At 60.6% G+C, this 19819-nt stretch carries 13 protein-coding genes; 6 read left to right on the top strand and 7 right to left on the bottom strand.

The window, feature by feature from the left end:
• From V6B08_RS17595 to V6B08_RS17565, 7 genes are all read right to left on the bottom strand, one after another.
• Nucleotides 1-8469 carry a glycoside hydrolase family 94 protein gene (locus V6B08_RS17595; protein ID WP_341983285.1) on the bottom strand — a complete coding sequence of 2823 codons (8469 nt, stop codon included), beginning with the start codon at nt 8467-8469 and terminating at the stop codon, nt 1-3.
• A 75-nt stretch (nt 8470-8544) separates the two neighbouring features.
• On the bottom strand, nt 8545-8820 hold the full coding sequence (locus tag V6B08_RS17590) for a hypothetical protein (RefSeq protein WP_341983283.1): 276 nt from the start codon (nt 8818-8820) through the stop codon (nt 8545-8547).
• 133 nt (nt 8821-8953) lie between these two features.
• Nucleotides 8954-10300, bottom strand: a complete 1347-nt coding sequence (gene nhaA, locus V6B08_RS17585; protein WP_341983281.1) for a Na+/H+ antiporter NhaA — start codon at nt 10298-10300, stop codon at nt 8954-8956.
• Between the two features lie 12 nt (nt 10301-10312).
• Nucleotides 10313-10609, bottom strand: coding sequence for a hypothetical protein (locus V6B08_RS17580; RefSeq protein WP_341983280.1), 297 nt, complete (start codon nt 10607-10609; stop codon nt 10313-10315).
• Nucleotides 10610-11140: 531 nt separating this feature from the next.
• The gene (locus V6B08_RS17575) at nt 11141-11923 is read right to left on the bottom strand and encodes a hypothetical protein (RefSeq protein ID WP_341983279.1); all 783 of its coding nucleotides are present in this window, start codon (nt 11921-11923) and stop codon (nt 11141-11143) included.
• A 118-nt stretch (nt 11924-12041) separates the two neighbouring features.
• A complete protein-coding gene (locus tag V6B08_RS17570; RefSeq protein ID WP_341983278.1) occupies nt 12042-13178 on the bottom strand; it encodes a hypothetical protein in 1137 nt (378 codons plus the stop codon).
• A gap of 531 nt (nt 13179-13709) precedes the next feature.
• Nucleotides 13710-14600 (bottom strand): LysR family transcriptional regulator, encoded by an 891-nt coding sequence (locus V6B08_RS17565; protein ID WP_341983276.1) that lies wholly within the window; start codon nt 14598-14600, stop codon nt 13710-13712.
• A 139-nt stretch (nt 14601-14739) separates the two neighbouring features.
• On the opposite strand from V6B08_RS17565, the gene V6B08_RS17560 reads away from it, so the two are divergent.
• From V6B08_RS17560 to V6B08_RS17535, 6 genes are all read left to right on the top strand, one after another.
• A complete protein-coding gene (locus V6B08_RS17560; RefSeq protein ID WP_341983274.1) occupies nt 14740-15921 on the top strand; it encodes a lipid-transfer protein in 1182 nt (393 codons plus the stop codon).
• A gap of 10 nt (nt 15922-15931) precedes the next feature.
• The gene (locus V6B08_RS17555) at nt 15932-16432 is read left to right on the top strand and encodes a MaoC family dehydratase N-terminal domain-containing protein (RefSeq protein WP_341983273.1); all 501 of its coding nucleotides are present in this window, start codon (nt 15932-15934) and stop codon (nt 16430-16432) included.
• Between the two features lie 10 nt (nt 16433-16442).
• Nucleotides 16443-16859 (top strand): MaoC/PaaZ C-terminal domain-containing protein, encoded by a 417-nt coding sequence (locus tag V6B08_RS17550; protein ID WP_341983270.1) that lies wholly within the window; start codon nt 16443-16445, stop codon nt 16857-16859.
• Between the two features lie 81 nt (nt 16860-16940).
• The gene (locus V6B08_RS17545; protein WP_341983268.1) at nt 16941-18089 is read left to right on the top strand and encodes an acyl-CoA dehydrogenase family protein; all 1149 of its coding nucleotides are present in this window, start codon (nt 16941-16943) and stop codon (nt 18087-18089) included.
• 2 nt (nt 18090-18091) lie between these two features.
• Nucleotides 18092-18916: an SDR family NAD(P)-dependent oxidoreductase gene (locus V6B08_RS17540; RefSeq protein WP_341983266.1), complete on the top strand. Its 825-nt coding sequence runs from the start codon at nt 18092-18094 to the stop codon at nt 18914-18916.
• A gap of 27 nt (nt 18917-18943) precedes the next feature.
• Nucleotides 18944-19816 (top strand): branched-chain amino acid ABC transporter permease, encoded by an 873-nt coding sequence (locus tag V6B08_RS17535; RefSeq protein ID WP_341983264.1) that lies wholly within the window; start codon nt 18944-18946, stop codon nt 19814-19816.
• Nucleotides 19817-19819 lie beyond the last annotated feature (3 nt).

The following is a 19819-nucleotide window of genomic DNA, read 5'->3' as shown; positions in this document are numbered from 1 at the left end:
TCATAGCGTGATCTGCACATCGTGCTTTCCGCCATCCAGGGGAATCCGGACCTGCCCATCACCGCAGGCAGTCGCGGAGCCATCGAGCATCGCCTGCATCATATCCGTGCTGTGGCCTTCGCGGTTCACCACACGAATGCTGTAGTGGGTTGCGGCCATGGCAACCGTGGCTGAAAAACCGGGCCATGCTGCCGGTAAGCAGGGCTCCACGACCAGCACATCGCCTTCTCGGCGAATACCCAGGATACCCTCAATCCCGGCACGATACATCCAGCCAGCCGAGCCGGTATACCAGGTCCAGCCGCCGCGCCCGATATGGGGCGAAACGGAATAGACATCGGCGGCCACCACGTAGGGTTCCACCTTATAGCGCTCGACCTCGGCCGGAGTGCGGGCGTGATTGATCGGGTTGAGCAATGCAAACAAGTCCGCCGCCTTGCGACCATCGCCTAGCTTGGCGAAAGCCAGAATGGCCCACATGGCGGCATGGCTGTATTGCCCGCCATTTTCGCGCAGGCCCGGCGGATAGCCTTTGATATAACCTGGATCATGGGTGGTCTGATCGAAGGGCGGCGTGAATAGCAGCGCCAGGCCAGCCTCGCGCCGGATAAGCTGCTTGTCCAAAGATGCCATTGCCGTGGCTGCGCGGACCGAATCGGCAGCACCCGATAGCGCCGCCCAGGATTGCGCGATGGAATCGATGCGGCATTCCTCACTCTGTTGCGAGCCGAGCCAGGTGCCGTCGTCATAAGTCGCCCGGCGATACCATTGGCCATCCCAGGCCTCGCGCTCGAGTGCCTGCTGCAACGCATCGGCATGGGTCTGCCAGCGCTGCATGCGCCCGGCATCGCGGTTCGCCGCGAGCGGCGCAAAGAGTGCAATGGCCCGCAGCAGCAACCAGCCAAGCCACACGCTTTCGCCGCGACCTTCGGCGCCGACCCGATTCATGCCATCATTCCAATCGCCGGTGCCAATCAGCGGCAAGCCATGCTCGCCGGTGAGATCGAGGCATTGGTCGAGGCCCCTGGCGCAATGCTCGAACAGTGAAGCTGAGATATCCGCGGTCATCGGCTGGAAAAAGGCATCATGCTCGCCTGCATGCAGAACCGGGCCCTCAAGAAAGGGCACGCATTCGTCCAGAATGGCAGCATCACCGGTGGCGACAATGTAGCTAGCGGTTGCGAAGGCGAGCCAGACACGGTCGTCCGATATGCGCGTACGTACGCCCTGGCCGGAATGCGGCAGCCACCAATGCTGTACGTCACCTTCGACAAACTGCCGCGCTGCCGCGCGCAGGATATGGCGCCGCGTTTCCTCCGGCATGGTGAAGGTCAGGGCCATGCCATCCTGAAGCTGGTCGCGGAAGCCATAAGCGCCACTGGCCTGGTAGAAGGCCGAGCGCGCCCAGATGCGGCAGGCCAGGGTTTGATAGAGCAGCCAGCCGTTCAGCATGATATCCATGGCGCGGTCCGGCGTCTTGACCTGCACGCCGCTCAGCAGCGCCTGCCAGTAATCCGTCACTTCGGTGAAAACCGCATCCAGGTCCGTGCTGCGATAGCGCTTGACCAGCATGCGCGCTTGCTCAGCAGACGCACATTGCCCGAGCATGCAAATAACCTCGATTGCCTCACCCACGCCAAGCTCGATCACCTGCTGCAAGGCCGCGCAAGGGTCCAGCCCGGCACCGGTCCGGCCCGAAAGTGGTGCTTTCTCCAGCAAGGCAGCCGGCGCTGCGGGACTGCCATGACGGCCAAGGAACTCCGTGCGGTCTGCCGTCCAGGCAGTCTGGTGGCCACCAAGATCAGCAAAGCCGATACGGCCAGGAAAGGCGGTGCTCCAGGGATTGCGCGCCAGCATCGCGCCGCTGGCATCATCCATCTCGGTGATGATGAAGGGGCCAGATGCGCCGCGCGCAGTGCCAAGTACCCATTCGGTATAGGCGGTGACCGACAAGCGGCGCGGCCTGCCAGAGAGATTGCGCAGGCTCAGGCGCGATATCTTGATAGGATCGGCCAGTGGCACGTACTGCAGCAGGTCGAGAGCGATGCCATGCGCCTCATGCTCGAAGCGGCTGTAGCCATGGCCATGGCGGGCGACATAGCTGCCGCCATCCTGGATCGGCTGTGCTGTGGCGCACCAGAGATCGCCGGTCACCTCGTCGCGAATATAGATCGCCTCGCCAGCCGGATCGCTTACTGGATCGTTTGACCACGGCGTTAGCTGATTCTCACGGCTATTCTCAGCCCAGGTATACCCGCTGCCCCCAGCTGCCACCTGGAAACCGAAGCCCGGATTGGCGATCACATTGATCCAGGGTGCCGGCGTCGTCTGGCCGGCATTGAGGATCGTCACATATTCGCGGCCATCCTTATCGAAGCCGCCCAGTCCGTTGAAGAATTCAAGCGCGGCCGGTGCGGCCGGTTGCACCGCCGGCGCTGCCTTGGGCCGGCGGGGCGGTACCGGGTTGGCCGGTGTTGACGGAATGCGGGCAAGCTGGTCGGCGATGGGGCCGCGGCGCGCCACCAGGGCGACACGGGCGACCGATTGCAGCAGGGCCCGGACTTCGGCGGTGATCAGATCGGCGCGCAGGGCGAAAACCGTGCCTTGCCCCAGCGGCATGCCGAAATGCGGTCGTGACTGACTGCTTCTCACCATCGTTTCGATGGCGATCTGAAGATCCTGCGTGTAGGAGGAGGCACGCTCATTGACGATGACGAGATCGACGCTCAGGCCCTTCATGCGCCAGTATTCATGGGCTCGCAGCAACTGACGCACCTGGGCGATATCCTCGATCTCATCAATGCGCAACAGAACGATGGGCAGATCGCCGGAGATGCCATGCAGCCATAGCCCGGATTGCGGGCCGGCACCACGCTGGATCGCGTCGGCGGGAGCGCGGAAGCGTGGATCGGCGTAGAGGATCGGCGCCGCCAGGCGCTGGAAATCCGCTGCCTCGTCCGGCTCAATATCGATGTGACGCAACTGCACCTGGGCCTGGGTCCAGGCCAGTGTCTTGGCCCGCTCGAAAGCGTTCCGATCTTGGTGTTTGTCAATCAATGCCAGCAGTTCGTCCTTGGATGCTGCGGCAACGGTCCAGAAAGCGATGCGGGCTGCGCCGCCCGGCGGGATGCTCAGGCAATACCGCAACGAGACAATCGGATCGAGCACCGTGCCCACACTGCCAGACAATGGCTGATGATCGATAATCGCGGCGGCGCCGGCGAGGCCCCGGCACCGGCCAAGAAAGCGGCTGCGGTCGGATTCGTATTGCGGTTTGGTGGTGACGGTGCCTTCCACAACGGCGAAATGAGCGACCCAGACTTGCGGCTCGCCGTCAGAGCGCGGCCGGCGTGTCGCTACCAGGGCGCCGAATTCGGCAAGATAGCTGGTTTCAACAAAAAGCTTGGAGAAAGCCGGATGGGCGGCATCCGCCGCCGGACTCGCCAGTACCATCTCGGCGTAGGAGGTCAGTTCTATTTCACGCCCCCGATTGTCGCTGTTGGTGAGCGAAACGCGGCGCACCTCGCTATCATCCTCGCCGGAAACCAGCACCTCGGTGACGGTGGTCAGGTAGCCGTCGCGCCGGATGAACTCGGCATGATCCTCGGCGAACACAACTTCCTCATTATCCACCGCTTCTCCGGCGGGCTGCATGCTGGCGGACCAGGTTCGGCCGCTCTGCGTATCGCGCAGAAAGATGAAGGAACCCCAATCGTCGCGTGTGACATCCTCGCGCCAGCGGGTAATAGCGATATCGCCCCAGCGGCTGTAACCCGCCCCCGTCGCCGTGAGCATCACCGCATAGCGGCCATTCGACAGCAAATGCGTGATAGGCGCCCCATGAATGGGGGCACTCAGGCGTCGCTGGGTTGTTGCGGTGGCATCTTCCTCGGTCGGCGTGGCCTTCACTTCCTCTGCTCGAGGATGTGCCGCCGCCACATTCCTGGCAATGCGCTCCTGCAGCAGCAGTTCGCTGGCCTGGATCATCGGTTCGCGATGGAAGCGCGTACGCATGCGACCGTCCTGCAAGGCGTTGGCGATGGCAACGATGGTCATGCCCTGGTGATGCGCCATGAAACTGCGGACAATGGCAAAGCTGGCGCCATCGGGCAGCCGGGCGCGGGTGAAGTCGAGCGCTTCGTAGAAGCCGTAGCGGCCCCGCGCACCGATATTTGTGAGCTGGGCGTAATTTTGCCGTGCCGCTTGCGGGTTCACCATTGTGGCGAGGCCCGTGGCATAGGGTGCGATCACCATATTATCGGCCAGGCCACGCTTCAGGCCCAGGCCGGGCACCCCGAAATTGGAATACTGATAAGTGAATTCCATGTCCCGGGCATTGTAGGCGGATTCAGAAATTCCCCAGGGAATACCATTCGCCCGGCCATGGGTTTGTTGGCGTTCCACCACCAGGCGGCTGGTCTGTTCCAGCAAGCTGCCAAGCGGTGCCCGCATCACCAGCGACGGCATCAGGTATTCGAACATGGAGCCGGACCAGGAAATCAGCGCCGAGCCCCTGCCTAGCGGCGTTGTGGCGCGTCCGAGCCGGAACCAATGCTTGGTCTCCGCATCGCCTTTCGCGATGGCGAACAGGCTGGCGAGGCGCGCTTCGGAAGCCAACAGATCATAGCAACTTGGGTCAAGATTGTTGTCGGCATGAGAAAAGCCGATGGAGAGCAATTTTCGGTCGGCATCCATAAGAAAGGCGAAATCCATCGCCAGTGCCATTTCCCGTGCTGATTTGGCCAGGACTCGCAACCGATGCATCAGATTGTCCATGGCATCGGCATTCAGCACCCGGTCGCGCTCATGCTCAGCCAGTCCCTTGCCCAGCGCCCCAACCCAGAAAGCCAAGTCGGCATTGTCGGGCGCGGACGATATGCTGCCGCTGGCTGTTGCTGCTTCCGCCGCCAGTTGCTGCAGAATCGGCAGCCGCATGGCAATGGTGTTATCCTCGCTCAGTAGTGCTTCGAGCTTTGCCAGAATGGACAGCAGATGCCATGCCTGCTCATCGTTTCGGGTCGGCAGCACCTCGAGTGCTTCGCGCACCAGCCATAGATTATCCAGGCTGCCTTGCTTGAGATCGGCCGGGAAGGCCGTGTTCCCCCAGTCTTCACAGGCATTGGCAACCACGATCAGATGACCCGCAAGATTTCCGCTATCGACCGATGAGACATAGGCGGGAGCGAGCACGGCCAGATCCTGGGTGCCGTACCAATTGAAGAAATGCCCGTTGAAGCGCGGCAGCTTCTGCATCACACCGAGCGTCGCTTCCAACCTTTCGACAGTCTCGTTCGCTCCGGCCCAACCGAAATCACGCGCCGCGATGGTTGAAAGCAGATAAAGCCCGATATTGGTGGGTGACGTGCGGTGCGCGACGACCGGCTTGGGGTCCTCCTGGAAATTGTCCGGCGGCAGCATATTGTCGGCCGGGGTCACGAAGGTCTCGAAGAAACGCCAGGTACGGCGTGCAACCAGGCGCAGATCGCGCGTATCGGATTCCGAAAGCATCCGGTGCGGCGCCAATTCGGGCGGGCGGCTGGCCCAAAGAGCTAGCGCTGGCGCCGTCAGCCAGAGTAGCGCGAGCGGCCAGAAACCAGGCGCAATGGCTGCGGCGCCGATGGCGGCGAGCATAGCAAAAACAACACCGCCACTCATGATGCGATAGAAGTCAAAGCGGTTCAGGCGCGCGCTCTCAGCCGTTTGCGCGGTCGTGGTCCATTCCAGCAGATGGCGCCGGGTGCGGAACAGTCGCAGCAAGGTGCGGATGATTGCATCGCCCATGCGCCAAGCCTGATCCGCAAGGAAGGCCAGGGAAAAGAAGGTTTGCAGTGCCGCACCGCGCAGGTCGGTACCCAGCATATCGAAATGGTTGCGCAGATTCATACCCGCGCGATGCGGCAGGATGGCAAAGAAGGCTGGCAGAAAAGCTGGAATGGCCAGAGCGGACAGAAGCAGCAGGGCGCCTCGCATGCCAGCCGGCTCCGGTAGCAGCCAGCAGATGCCAAGAGCCAGTAGCATGCAGGGCGCCAGCAGCGACCGCCGCAAGTTGTCCAGCATCTTCCAGCGTCCGATGGCGGGCAATAGCCGGTCGCCCAGCAGCCAAGGCAGGAGCTGCCAATCGCCCCGGGTCCAACGGTGGCTGCGTTTGGCGGCCACGTCATAGCGCGCGGGAAAATCCTCCACGAGCTCGATATCGGAAGCCAGGCCGGCCCGTGCGAAGACACCCTCGAAGAGATCGTGGCTGAGCATGGTATTCTCAGGCACCCGGCCGGCGAGTGCGGCCTCGAAGGCGTCTACATCGTAGATGCCCTTGCCGGTGAAGGAGCCTTCGCCGAACAGATCCTGATAAACGTCGGAAACCGCCGCCGCATAGGGATCGATCCCGCTGGGGCCGGAGAATATCCGCTGATACAGCGAGCCTTCTCGGCCGATGGGGAGCGATGGGGTGACGCGCGGCTGCAGAATACCATAGCCGTCAACCACCCGCTGCTCGGCCTGGCTAAATCGGGGCCGGTTCAACGGATGCGCCATCTTGCCGATCAGCCTTATGGCCGCATCTCTAGGTAGGCGCGTATCGGCATCCAGGGTGATGACATAACGCACATCGGGAGGCACTTGCGGAGCCTGGCCGCCGATGGCGATGAAGCTGGTATCGCTGGCGCCGCGTAAAAGGCGATTCAGTTCATGCAGCTTGCCCCGCTTGCGCTCCCAACCCATCCATTTGTTCTCGCTGGTATTGAACAGGCGGCGGCGATGCAGCAGCAGGAAGCGGGCCCCGCCTACCGCTGGGGAATGGCGGATGTTCAATTGCGCGATGGCATCGGTAGCCAGAGCGAGCAAGGATGCGTCACCGGCCATTACCTCCTGATCCGCGTCGACGTCATCCGTCAGCAGCGCGAAGCTGAGATCACCCCCGGTGCCGGACAGGTGATGAACTTCCAGCCGCTCGACCTGTTCAAGCAGATCAGCTTGGCTAGTCAGCAAAGTAGGTACTACCACCAGCGTGCGCAGCGATGGCGGCACACCGGCGGCGAGGTCAATCCCAGGGAGCGTCCTGGCGCCGAGACTCCAGGTGACGCCGCGATTTACCAGGGCTGTGGCCAGCTCGGTCGCCGGCATGAAACCGGCCAAGGCGAACAAGGCTAGCCAGCCAAGGCCGGGTGCCGATAGCAGCCATAGAGCGGCGCCGAGCAAGAGCATGGCCGTCAGTAAAATGACGCCGATATAGCCGCGGATGCCGAGGCGAGCGATGGCTCGGCTGAAGCGCAGGCGAAAGCCTGGCTGGAATTCTATCTGCCGCTCAAAATCGCGGCGTCCGGCGGCAAGCAGGTGAAAGCCTGGATCGCCACTGCGCTCGGCTTCCACACCATCGGTGGCCACGGCCATTGCGGTTTGCGATACCTGCAAAACACGATCGACAACCTCAAGCTCAGATGCAGGTGAGCCGCGCGCGAGTTGCTCGATGGCACTGCGGTAGAGGTTGCGTGTGGAGAAATCCATGGCAGCGAAGCCGCTGGCGGCGCGTAGCCGTTCATCCACCAGGCTGACGCTTTCAAACAACTCCGCCCAATCGATATCCGATATCAGGCGCATGCTGGTGATGACATTGCGCACGGTGACATTGGAGGCACCCTGCCGCTGCTGGGCATGCTGCACCACATCGTCGATGGTTTCGTTCTGGCGCTTCAGGCGCTCTTCCAGCCAGGCGAGCGCGGGCATTTCGCGTGGATCCTGATCGCGCAGACGTTTGGCGAGCTGCGCGGCGAAACGCTCCGACAGGGCCGATGGGTCGCGCGCGGCAATATCGGCCTCAAGGGCGGCACGGGCATTTCCCGGTATCAGCAGCCGATCGGCCAGCATATCGGCATTGGCTCTGGCCTCGCGGCCAGCGGTGATTTGATCAGTGAGCCGGCGCAGATTTTCGATCAGCACGATACGCAGCGTGATCGCCACCGCCCATAATTCGCCGATGGTGAGTGGCTGAACGCGCTGATAGGCAATGATGAAGCGGCGCAGGGTATTGGGATCGAAATGGCTGTCGGTATGGGCAATGAAGGCCCAGGCGATACCGAAGACACGCGGATAGCCGGCGAAGGGCCCATCGGCCAGTTTGGGCAATTGGCGGTAATAGCCCGGTGGCAGGTCATCGCGAATCTCGCGGATCTGTTCTTCCACGAGATGGTAATTGTCGAGTAGCCATTCGGAGGCCGGCACCACGTCGCGGCCGCTCTCGAGTTCCTTGGCGCTGGCCTGATAGGCTGCCAGCAGCACCGCTGCATTATCGTCGAGGCGCTTATGCAGCGACAAAACGGCGGTCGGATTGGGTGTGACGGGTTGAGCGGCGGCCAGGCTCGCGGCGTGCTGCTCCAGCCGTTCGATACCGAACAGCTCCTCCCGTACCGGCGCCGAGCCGTTCCAGGGGGGCGAAGGCCGGCGGTGCCACAGGATACGATGAAGCAGCGAATGCATGGACGCCTTTTCCGGGTATATCCAGGACTAGGCGTCGGTGGATGGCCCTATTTTTGTATCAGGCGGTTCGCATCCTTACAGCGGATCGGGATGAGAGCGCGTATCGGCCGCCATGGCCGCTTCCAGTTCACCAGCGTTTACCGGGTAGGCTTGATGCGAAGCGCTGATGACGGACAGCGCCGGAACATGCAATGTCGTGGATACGCGCTGGAAAGCGACAAACGACAGGCCGAGGATTTCCTCTTCCTCAACCACGAGGAGATAGGTTCCCGGCGGCTGTGCGCTGTCGAAGCAACTCAAGCTGAAAGGGTGCGCAAACGTGATCTTCGTTTCCGTCGTCCGCGTCGTCATGCAGCCCTAACCCTTCTTCACGATGTGAAAAACGGAGTATCGGCAATGGATTGTCGTGATGCGCGCCTGATCCGCGCGGCGGTCAGTGGAATCTATATGGTATCTGACCGGCGGTTTATCAAGAATGCGGCCGTTAAGTATTCGCTGCCTGGGACATGGTGGTATTGCCGTGCCTGCCCGGCGATGTCAGCCACAGCAATGCCAGCAATCCGCATACTCCCGATATCGCCGAAGCCACCAGAATGCCCAGCTTGGCGGAGTTCAGTAAGTTCGGACCATAGGCCAGGCCGGCGATAAACAAAGACATGGTGAAACCGATGCCGGTAAGCAGGCCGCCGGCGGCGAGTAGGCGCCAGCTCAGATCCGGCGGCCGAGCCGCCAGGCGCAGGCACACAGCCAGGAAGCTGAACAGCACCACCCCCACGGGCTTACCGATCACAAGGCCGACCACGATGGCCGTGGCCACGGCACCATCCAGCTTATCCAGGGAAATCGGGATGCCGGCATTCGCCAGCGCGAAAAGCGGCATGATGGCGAAAGCCACCCAGGGATGCAGCAGGATTTCCAGGCGTTCCACCGGCGACAGCCTTTCCCGGGTGGCGATGCTGGCGCGGCGCAGGTCATGGCGGTCGCTGGTATCGCCGCTTCGGTTTTCCCCCGGCGGATGCGCGGCAACGCGTTTCAGGATCGCACGCAGGCGGCGGTCGCTGACCCAGCCGCGCGCCGGCGTCAGTAGGCCGAGAATAACGCCGGCAATGGTGGGGTGGACGCCGGAAGCATCAAGCGCCAGCCAGATCAGGCCGCCGACCAGGAAATACATCGGGATGCTGCGGATGCCGATCCAGGTCAGCGCCGGCACGATGGCGATACCAAGGCCGGCAAGCAGCAAAGCCGTGCCATGCAGTTTTTCGCCATAGCCGATGGCAACGACCAGGATGGCGCCGATATCGTCGAAAATGGCGAGCGACAGCAGGAAGAGGCGCAGATTGATTGGAATCCGCGTGCCAAGCACGGCAAGGCAGCCGATCACGAAGGCGGTATCGGTGGCCATCACGGTGCCCCAGCCATGGGCGCCGGCCGAGCCTCTCGCCACCATGAAATAGAGCCCTGCCGGTACGATCATGCCGCCGAGCGCGGCAGCCAGCGAAAGTGCTGCCATGCGCGGGTTGCTCAATTCGCCCATCACCATTTCGCGCTTCAACTCCAGCGCGACGATGAAGAAGAACAGGGTCATCAATCCATCGTTGATCACGTGCTTCAATGAACGGATGTATTCGATGGCACCCAGGTTTACGCCCACCGGTATTTCCCAGAGAGCCAGGAACGGGACGGACCAGGGTGAATTCGCCAGGGCCACGGCACAGAGGGTGACGAGCAGCAAGGCGCCGGCGCCAGCAGCCTCGATGCGTAGGAAGCGGGCAAGGGGCTTGGTGAACAGGTCGGCCGGTTCCTTGGGCAGGTGGCTCAGACTCTCGTTCATGGCCTGCGGGTTTTACGCCGCACCCGTATCGTCCTTGTGGTCATGCAGGAAGCGGGCGATCTGTGGCACCAGCAGCATCGGATCGTACGTTGCTTCGGCAACCGCATTGCGGAAAATGGCGCGGCGGACAGTCGTTGGCAGATCGTTCCAGCCATTGACGACGGCGGCGCCAAGGCATTCGAGGACACGACGGTCCTGCTCGCTCAAGGTGCTCAGCTCATTGCTTGCGCCGCCCTCGCCTTCCCAGCGCGCAAGCGATGGGCTGAGCGGCACCTCGGGCGCTGCATCCGGAAAGGGCTTTTTTAACATCAGCCATCATAGCACCCGCGCATGGACGATGGCGATGTGACTTTGGCGCGCGCGCGGGCTATTGCCGCCAAATGAGTATATTCCGCAACAGGGTCGTTACGGTGATGAGCAACCATGTGCCCTTCGATCACCTCGATGGTGGGGCGGTTGCCAGATGTAATTTTCTACTTCTTGCTCCGGCCAATCTCCTTCGCCCAGATATGTAAATTTTGATGGGTCAGGCAAATGTGAAGCGAAGTATTTGTTTGCTGCCCTGGCCGCAGAGCTAGGTGGTGTAGGGTCTCGCATAAAGTGAAAATTTGTCTCAACTAAGGTACTGACGGTGATTGTTATTTTGGTCAGCGTCGCTAGAGCTAGGTGGTAAGGTCTGCTGCTGGTTGTCCGAGCCACATAACAAACAGCACCAAGAGACGCCCAAGCCGCTGCGAGGCCGCATATTGTTGTCAACAATAGTGGCGGCGGCCGTTCTCAACCCCACGATCGCAACCTCGATTCTATTGCCGAGGACGACTTCCTCATGGCGGAGGAAATCTAATGACCAAATCTGAAATCGCTGTAGATCAGGGGTGTTGCTCGGAGGTCTTCTACGCGACTGACTTCATCACCATCTAGCCAGATCAAAAGGGAGTAGTTTTCACGATAGTCGGCCCCATACGCAGCCGCCGCGTCCGATTTGCCGCTCCCCGCGATACCACCAATGGCGATACATGTCTCGCTCATGAGGCGGCGATGGATTTCATTAGACACAACGGGACGTTTCTGGTGCCGTGGATCCGGTGTGGGAAACAGGCGATCTCGAGCGGCTTCTTCCCAAATCTCGGTTAGTATGGGGAGAAAGGTAGATAATTCTTCAACGGCTGAATCATAGGGTAAAATTTTATCTATCAACTGCTCGGCAATGCTCTCGGCGCTCCAAATTCTTAGCGAGCGTCCTTTCATTCTTGGCTTTGCTAGCTCAGTCTTGACGAAAGTATCGATGATTTGTGGGCGACCTGGCTGCGCGGCAATGAGGAGGATCTCCTGCGCGTTTGGTCGGCGCGATAGAGCATGGGTGAGATCCTTCTTTGCCTTGAGCATCCCTCGGGTGAAGTAATCGGCGTCTGCGGAATATTCAGCCACAACCTTGCCATCAGCACTGCTGCTATCAAGTACTCTGCCTATGGGGAAGCCGAGCATGTTGAGGCCGGTATGTTCTAGGGCCGTTGAGAGTATGTGATCGAAAAGCACTTCTCCGAAACGTTCGAAGCTAGGGCCAATCACGCCGATGGGCTCGATAAGGCGTTTGATGAGGTATTTGCGAGCTTGTGGGTTCATGATTGGACAATTTTGTCGACTTCCACCTCTAGAATAAAGGACTATCTGCGGTAGCGCCGTCGCGGTGCCTGGTAATCCTGGCTACCATTGCTGGCCCACTTAGCTTCCGAACGTTGAGTTAATTGGACGGAGACCAGCGCATTCCAATACTGGTCGATTCCTGCCCTCGTGACAAAGTGATCCCGCTAGCTGATTTCGGAAGGCCTTTTAGAACGTCTTTATATCCGTTAACGGCCGGAGAATTCGGATTAGCTTTAAAGCGATCTCGAGCCAAGCGCATTGAGTTGAGCATTGGATTCTCGGCAAACATAACCATACAGATTGGTGGGGCGGTAGGCCCACTGCACTGGTCACATAGTCCGCTGCCGCCACTCTCTGGGTCAGGTCGGCATAGAGCGGTCTTATTGAATTTCTCGAACTCCAAAAGCCGCTTTGTGTCTTCTCTGGCTTCCTCCTTTGTGCGAGGCTTAAACCAGCTTTCGTAAGATTTTCTAGCTTCCTCTTCCTTTCTTTTGCGTTCGGCTTCAACAGCGGCTCTCAGTTTTTGCTCTTCCTCGGCTCGCTCCTTTTGAGCTTCAGAAATCTGTCGTTGACGAACGGCTTCTGCCCGTTCTGCGTCACTACGAGCTTTTTCCTCAGCCTGCTTTGCAGAAGCTATAGCATCGTCAGCCCATTTCTTCCTGGCTTCAAGTTCCTGTTGCTTGCGAGCACCAATTAAGTTGAATGAAGCGTCACGGGCCGCCACAATCTGTCTAGCATTCATTGGATACTCAATAATCGAACCTGGTTCGTCACCTCGTTGGAACCAGAAGCCATAGACTTCGAGTTGCTCCTCACCCTGAATATTTTGTTTGATCTGTGGTTGGGAGTATGCCTTCGCAAATGCGTCGGTTGGCGTTGTTCCTCCCGCAATCCAATCAACAATGGCGGATCGACTCTCTAGTGGTGATGAGTGGTGCGATGGATCCTTGAATGTGCGAACCGTGTAGAATACGCCATGTTCAGTTGGATGATCCTTAAGGTACTTAGCGGCGCTCTCCCGGGCTTCGTTCGCAGCTCTCCTCTCGACCGAATGGCGACCGAAGTACGCTAACCAGTACGCAGCAACGTCGAAGGCGTCTTCTTTGGCTTCAAGTGTTCCTCGAACATCCGGATCTGGTGTCTGTGGACGGGTTGGTATCGAGATGATGAGCCTGTCGGTTGCGAAGGCTGGTAGAGCAAAAGTAAGTACTGCCAGGAGTGCGAGCAAGCGCATTGAGATCCCTCCAAACTAATTACCTCAACCCAACACTGTGCAATGCTAGACAAGCGCAACTGTTACGGCAAATGGATTCGTAGATTTGGTGTGCGCGGGCATTCACATCGCAGTTGCGCAGAACTCCAAATACCAGGTTCATGCTGCGCTGGAAGTGGCGACAAAAAAAAGTGAGCAGGTGGCCGAGCCTACGGGCAGGCTTGCAGTGAAATGACAGGTCGACAATCGGTAGAAGCGGAAATTGTCAGGAAAGTTGGTCGCTTCTCCGGAAGTTGTCAGAAAACACGGTAATAAATTGTCATTCTACTCGGTGCGACTCGCAGGAATCGGCCAAAAAATTGTCAACTAACGTGGTTTCCGACACCAACGCCAAGACCTGGCCAACGCCAACCTTCGCGTTGTTTCAAAGCGGTTTGGTCGGACCCTCCGAACCGCAGAGACTGGCCAAGGGCAAGAATACGCTCTCTGAACAGCTTTCCACATAAACCAGAGCTCAACGGCTGCAGGTTCCGGGGCTCTCGACAATAGCGATCAGTTTGGTGGAAAGCGCCGCACGGCCTTTAGAAACAGCGCCATGGGCGGCGAGGGCAGCCATCGCGCCCGGCGCGCCACCGATAGCTTCAGCGGATGATCGACCGTATTCGGCACAATACGGAATTTGTCCAGAAAGGTCCGCGTTCTGGCAAAGCCGGAAGAGGCTACGCCCAGCGCATCGGTATTCTCGATGATGCTCGCCACCATGGGGAAGTTATCGATGATATGCAGGTGGACATAGCCACTATCGACGCCATACACCGTGCGCACCAGATGCTCCACCAGCGGCGCCGAAAGGTCCGGTGAGATGATCGGATAGCGCCGGATCTGCTGTTCACTGACTTTTTTCTCGACCAGCAAGGGGTGATCGCGCCGGCAGAATATGCGGCCGACAAAATCAGGCAGGTCCTCCAGAATGAAACTCTGTTCCCGGTTGAGTTCATCGGTGGGGCCAACCAGGAGATCGATATCTCCCTGGCTCAACAGGGCCATCGCCTTTGGCGTCGAGCTGGCCTGCATATGCAGGCGGAACTGATTGGGTTCGCGCAGCAGCATGCGGATGGCGCGATTGAGCAGGCCTTCGAGCGACGGTGGCGCGACGCCGACGCGTAAGATCGCGCTACGCTCGCCACGGCCGGCGGCGGTATCGGCGGCCAGGCGGTCCATGTCGGAGACGATGCGGGCGGCGCGGTCAATGAAATTACGCCCAGCCTCGGTGACCGAAACGCCGCGCGCGCGCCGATCGAAAAGCGCATAGCCGAGGGCCTGCTCCACCCAGGCGACCGATTTCGTGACGCTGGACTGGCTGACATTTAGCTCCGACGCGGCGGCGGTAAAGGAGCCCATTCTGTAGACCATGACCACGTGCCGGAGATGATTGAGGTTCATGGGTGGGTTCCCTGTCTGCCATTCCTGTATGGAATATCACTAGAATAATTTGAATTTGTGTTATGGCGCAACCCTGGCAAGGTGGTTGGCGAAAGCGCGGTCGATTTCCAGAAAAACGTACCGCCGGGAGGGAAAACATATGTCGCAGCCGATCGTCGCCGGCGTGGGAATGATCAAGTTCGCCAAGCCTGGCGCTTCCCTGAGCTACCATGAAATGGCTGCCCAAGCGGTCCGCAACGCATTGGCGGATGCCGGCCTGGGCTATGAGGCGGTGCAGCAGGTGTATGCCGGCTATGTCTACGGCGACAGCACCAGCGGGCAGCGTTCGGTCTATGACGTCGGGATGACCGGTGTGCCGGTGGTCAACGTCAACAACAACTGCTCATCCGGCTCCACCGCGCTTTGGCTTGCACGCCAGGCCGTGGAAAGTGGCGCGACCGATTGTGCGCTGGCGCTTGGTTTCGAGGAAATGCGGCCGGGTGCGCTGGGAACCCACTTCAACGACCGGACCAGCCCGTTCCAGCGCTTCGACGAAGCGACGGACCGTATCGTCGGCCATGGCGAAGTACCGCTGGCGCTGCGCTATTTCGGCGGCGCCGGTCTCGCCTATATGAAGAAATATGGCATTGGGCTTGAGGAATTCGCCAAGGTGAGGGCCAAGGCCAGCCGCCATGCCGCGCGCAACCCCTTGGCGCTGTTCCGGCAGGAGGTGTCGGTCGAGGACGTGATGCAGAGCCCGGTGGTATGGCCCGGCGCCATGCACAAGCTGATGGCTTGCCCGCCGACCTGCGGCGCAGCAGCGGCCATCATCTGCTCGGAGGACTTCGTCAGGAAACATGGGCTGAACGACCGTGTCCGCATCGTGGCGCAGGAGATGCGCACGGACCGTCCCTCCACCTTCGAAGATGACGATATGATGCGTGTCGTCGGCTACGACATGACGGCGGCGACAGCCAAGGCAGTCTACGAACGCTCCGGCATCGGGCCTAAGGATGTGGACGTGCTCGAGCTGCACGACTGCTTCGCCCAGAATGAATTGATCACCTATGAAGGGCTTGGCCTTTGCCCCGAGGGGGGCGCGGCAAAGTTCATCGACGATGGCGACAATACCTATGGCGGCCAGGTCGTGACCAATCCGTCCGGCGGCCTGCTCTCCAAGGGGCATCCGCTCGGCGCCACCGGCCTCGCCCAGTGCTACGAACTGACGCACCAGTTGCGCGGTACGGCGGGTCCGACCCAGGTCGAGGGGGCGCGTACTGCTTTGCAGCACAATCTCGGCCTCGGCGGTGCCTGCGTGGTCACGCTGTATCAGGCGCGCTGAGGGGCCAATCATGACCGAGACCGCAGCGCCTGCCGCCAATCCGCGCGGCATCTTCAACCGCACCAGCATCGGTGCGAAAACCAAGCCAGTTTCCTATCCGGTCGAGAAGGGGCGGATTGCCTTCTTCTGCGATGTGGTGGGGGAGACCAATCCGATCCATTTCGATGAGGCGGCGGCCCGCAAGGCCGGCTTCCCAACAATTGTGGCGCCGCCAACCTTCCCGATGGTCATCGACCTCGAAACCACGAACGCGGCGCGGCGCCTGGGCTTCACGCCGATCTTCGATCTGGTGCGCTGTGATCTGCGCTACCTGCTGCATGGCACTGAACGCTACGAGTATGCCGGGCATCTGCTCGCCGGCGACGAAATCACCATCACCCATGAGGTGCTGGGCTTCGAGGACAAGAAGGGTGGGGCGCTGGAATTCTGCCATGTGCGTTCCTCGCTCACTCATCCCGTGCGGGGTGAGGTTGTCGCGATCCGTCGCACCTTCGTGCATCGCTTAGGCTGAGGAGGCGCTCATGGCCACGGATCTGAGCAAGGCGAAAGTGGGCGATACCCTGCCCGAAATCACCTTCGGCCCGTATACGCGCAAGCTGCTTGCGCTGTATGGCGGCGCATCGGGCGATCACAATGCCGTCCATATCGACACCGATTTCGCCCGTGCGGCCGGTCTCGATGATGTGTTTGCTCAAGGCATGCTGTCGATGGCGCCCTATGCGCGGGTGGTGACGGACTGGGCCGGGCTAGAACGGCTGGAAAGCCTGGAGACCCGCTTCATGGCGATCACTCCGGTGGGTGCCACCGGGCGCTTCACCGGCAAGGTCGTCGAGAGTTTCGAGGTTGACGGCGTGGCGAAGCTGCGTATCGCGCTGGCGGCCTTTATCGACGGCAACATACAGACACTCGGCGGCGAGGCTGTCGTCCGCGCGGGTTGAGGCCGGGAATAGAACCCGCCTGACATAGGCGGCGGGCAAGAAACCAGCCTCGGCATGAAACGGGGCGTAGAGGGAGGCGATATGTCGGAAGCCGCATGGCTCACCGATGACCACCGTGCCTTTGGCGCGACGGTTCGGAAATTTCTGGCGCAGGATTACGAGCCGCACCGTGCCCAGTGGACGCGCGAGCACCGCGTGCCACATGCCTTCTGGGAGAAGGCGGGGGCGCTCGGCATCCTGGGCGCCTCAACGCCGGTGGCGTATGGCGGCTCGGGCCTGGCGCGCAGCTTCGACCTGGTGACCTACATGGAGCAGGGCCGGATCGGCGATACCGGCTGGGGCCTGGGCGTCCACAATATCGTGCAGCATTACCTGATTGCCTTCGCCACCGAGGAGCAGAAACGCGCCTGGTTGCCAAAGCTGGCTTCCGGGGAATGGGTCGGGGCCATCGCGATGACCGAGCCTGGCACCGGCAGCGATCTGCAATCGGTCCGCACCACTGCGATCGCGGATGGCAACCAGTATGTGCTGAACGGCCAGAAAACCTTTATCTCCAATGCGGCCAATGCCGATTTCATCATTGTTGTCGCCAAAACCGACCCAGCCGCCGGCGCCAAGGGTATTTCACTCATGGCGCTGGAGACCGGCGGTGCCGAAGGTTTCCAGCGTGGCCGGCAGCTCGACAAGATCGGCATGGACCGCCAGGACACGATGGAACTGGCCTTCCAGGATGTGCGTATTCCGCGCATGAACCTTATCGGCGAAGCCGAAGGCCAGGGCTTCTACCAGTTGATGGGGCAGCTTTCCTGGGAGCGGCTGATGATCGCGGTTGGTGCGCTTGCCGCCTCGCGCTGCGCACTTGATGTCACGCTCGACTATGTGAAGAACCGCAAGGCCTTTGGCCAGCGGCTGATGGATTATCAGAATACGCGCTTCAAGCTGGCCGAGGCCAAGAGCGAGATCGAGATATTCGCCGCCTTCGTCGACAGGCTGGTCGAGGAACTCGAGGCCGGCACGCTCAAGCCGGAGCGGGCCGTCATGGGCAAGTGGTGGGGCAGCGAAATGCAATGCCGCATCGTCGACAACTGCCTGCAACTGCATGGCGGCTACGGCTACATGAATGAATACCGTATTGCCGAACTCTACCGGGACGCCAGGGTGCAGCGCATCTATGGCGGCACGAACGAGATCATGCGCGAGTTGGTCGCGCGTTCATTGGACAGGGATTGATTATGGGAAAGCTGGACGGAAAGACCGCCTATGTGACGGGTTCGGGGCGCGGCATCGGGCGCGCGCTGGCGCATAAACTGGCATCGGAAGGCGCGGCGGTCGTGGTCAACGATCTCGACGCCGATCCCGCCAACGCTGTTGTCGACGAAATCATCGGCAAGGGTGGCAGGGCCATCGCGGTTGCCGGCAGCGTCAATGAGGCGGATTTCGCCGAACGCTTCATCAATGCCGGCCTCGACCGTTTTGGCGGCGTCGACATCATCGTGAACAATGCCGGCTATACCTGGGACAGCATGATCGGCCGCATGACGGACGAGCAGTTCGACGCCATGGTCGATGTCCACCTGAAAGCACCCTTCCGCATTCTGCGCGCCGCCTATCGTCCGATTTCCGAAGCGGTGCGGGCCGAGGCCGCGGAGGGGCGGGAAGTGATCCGCAAGGTCGTCAACATCTCTTCGGTGGCCGGTACTGCCGGCAACCCGGGTCAGGTGAATTACAGCTCCGCCAAGTCCGGTATCCTCGGCATGACCAAGACACTGGCCAAGGAATGGGGCCGCCTGAAGGTCAACGTCAATTGCGTCGCCTTCGGCTATATCGAAACCCGCCTCACCATTGCCAGCGACGAGAAGGTCGAGATGCGGTTCGAGGGCAATCGGGTCCAGGTCGGCATCCCGGAAAAGGTGGCGCAGGGACTTAAGGCGATGATTCCCATGGGCCGCGCCGGCACGCCGGATGAAGCCGCCAGCGGCGTCTACCTCTTCTGCACCCCGGAAAGCAATTACATCTCCGGCCAGACCATCATCGTCGGCGGTGGCATCTCGATATGAAGCCTTTGTCGTCACGGGATAGCATTCATGGCAACGTCTGACGTCCTCCAGCTCCTGCTGATCGGCTTGGCACAGGGCTGCGGCTATGCACTCGTGGCGATTGGCTTCGTGTTCATCTACCGGGCCACCGAAGTCGTGAACTTTGCCCATGGCGAGATCATGATGGTGGGCGCCTTCGTGGTGCTCACCTTCGCCGAATTCTTGGGCCTTGGTTTCTGGTTTGGCGCGGCCCTTGGCCTGCTGACAATGGCCATCACCGGCTACCTGCTCGATATGCTGGTGATGCGGCGGATGATTGGTGAAAATCAGGCATCCGTCTTTATCCTCACGGTGGCGATCGGGCTGATGCTGAAGGCGGCGGCCGGGATGATCTGGGGCTTCTCTCCGCATGTCATGAAATCATCCTTCCAGGGCCAGATATCGGTTGCCGGCATCGTGCTTGGCACGGACCGGCTGGCGATCATGGCCGGCACATTCGTTATCTGCCTGCTGCTCTGGGCATTCTTCAGCAAGACCCGTATCGGTCTTGCCATGCAGGCTGCATCGCAGAATCAGCTTGCGGCCTATTATAGCCGCGTGCCGGTCCGCCGGCTGGTTTCGGTGATCTGGGCCATTGCCGCCGTGGTGGCGGCCTTCGCCGGAATCCTGGTGGCACCGATCACCCAGATCGATACCGAAATGTCTATATTCGGCATCAAGGCCATTGCGGGTGCCGTGGTCGGCGGCTTCGGTTCCATTCCTGGCGCGCTGATCGGCTGTCTCATCCTCGGAATCAGCGAACCCTTCCTCGATTATTTCTATCCGCCGCTGAAAGGCGTCTACGCCTACATCATCCTTCTCGTCGTGCTGTTCGTGCGCCCGGAAGGACTGATCCCGCAAACCTACCAGAAGAAGGTGTGAGGC

Source organism: Ferrovibrio sp. MS7 (assembly GCF_038404985.1).
GTDB classification, from domain to species: Bacteria; Pseudomonadota; Alphaproteobacteria; order Ferrovibrionales; family Ferrovibrionaceae; genus Ferrovibrio; species Ferrovibrio plantarum.
The sequence above is the reverse complement of the archived record's forward strand: the minus strand, read 5'-3'. Positions and strand labels throughout refer to the sequence as shown.

Coding starts and splice junctions, on each gene's coding strand:
- V6B08_RS17590 (WP_341983283.1), bottom strand. CDS start 8,820: ATGACGACGCGGACGACGGAAACGAAGATCACGTTTGCGCACCCTTTC.
- nhaA (WP_341983281.1), bottom strand. CDS start 10,300: ATGAACGAGAGTCTGAGCCACCTGCCCAAGGAACCGGCCGACCTGTTC.
- V6B08_RS17575 (WP_341983279.1), bottom strand. CDS start 11,923: ATGAACCCACAAGCTCGCAAATACCTCATCAAACGCCTTATCGAGCCC.
- V6B08_RS17565 (WP_341983276.1), bottom strand. CDS start 14,600: ATGAACCTCAATCATCTCCGGCACGTGGTCATGGTCTACAGAATGGGC.
- V6B08_RS17555 (WP_341983273.1), top strand. CDS start 15,932: ATGACCGAGACCGCAGCGCCTGCCGCCAATCCGCGCGGCATCTTCAAC.
- V6B08_RS17580 (WP_341983280.1), bottom strand. CDS start 10,609: ATGTTAAAAAAGCCCTTTCCGGATGCAGCGCCCGAGGTGCCGCTCAGC.
- V6B08_RS17550 (WP_341983270.1), top strand. CDS start 16,443: ATGGCCACGGATCTGAGCAAGGCGAAAGTGGGCGATACCCTGCCCGAA.
- V6B08_RS17540 (WP_341983266.1), top strand. CDS start 18,092: ATGGGAAAGCTGGACGGAAAGACCGCCTATGTGACGGGTTCGGGGCGC.
- V6B08_RS17595 (WP_341983285.1), bottom strand. CDS start 8,469: ATGCATTCGCTGCTTCATCGTATCCTGTGGCACCGCCGGCCTTCGCCC.
- V6B08_RS17560 (WP_341983274.1), top strand. CDS start 14,740: ATGTCGCAGCCGATCGTCGCCGGCGTGGGAATGATCAAGTTCGCCAAG.
- V6B08_RS17535 (WP_341983264.1), top strand. CDS start 18,944: ATGGCAACGTCTGACGTCCTCCAGCTCCTGCTGATCGGCTTGGCACAG.
- V6B08_RS17545 (WP_341983268.1), top strand. CDS start 16,941: ATGTCGGAAGCCGCATGGCTCACCGATGACCACCGTGCCTTTGGCGCG.
- V6B08_RS17570 (WP_341983278.1), bottom strand. CDS start 13,178: ATGCGCTTGCTCGCACTCCTGGCAGTACTTACTTTTGCTCTACCAGCC.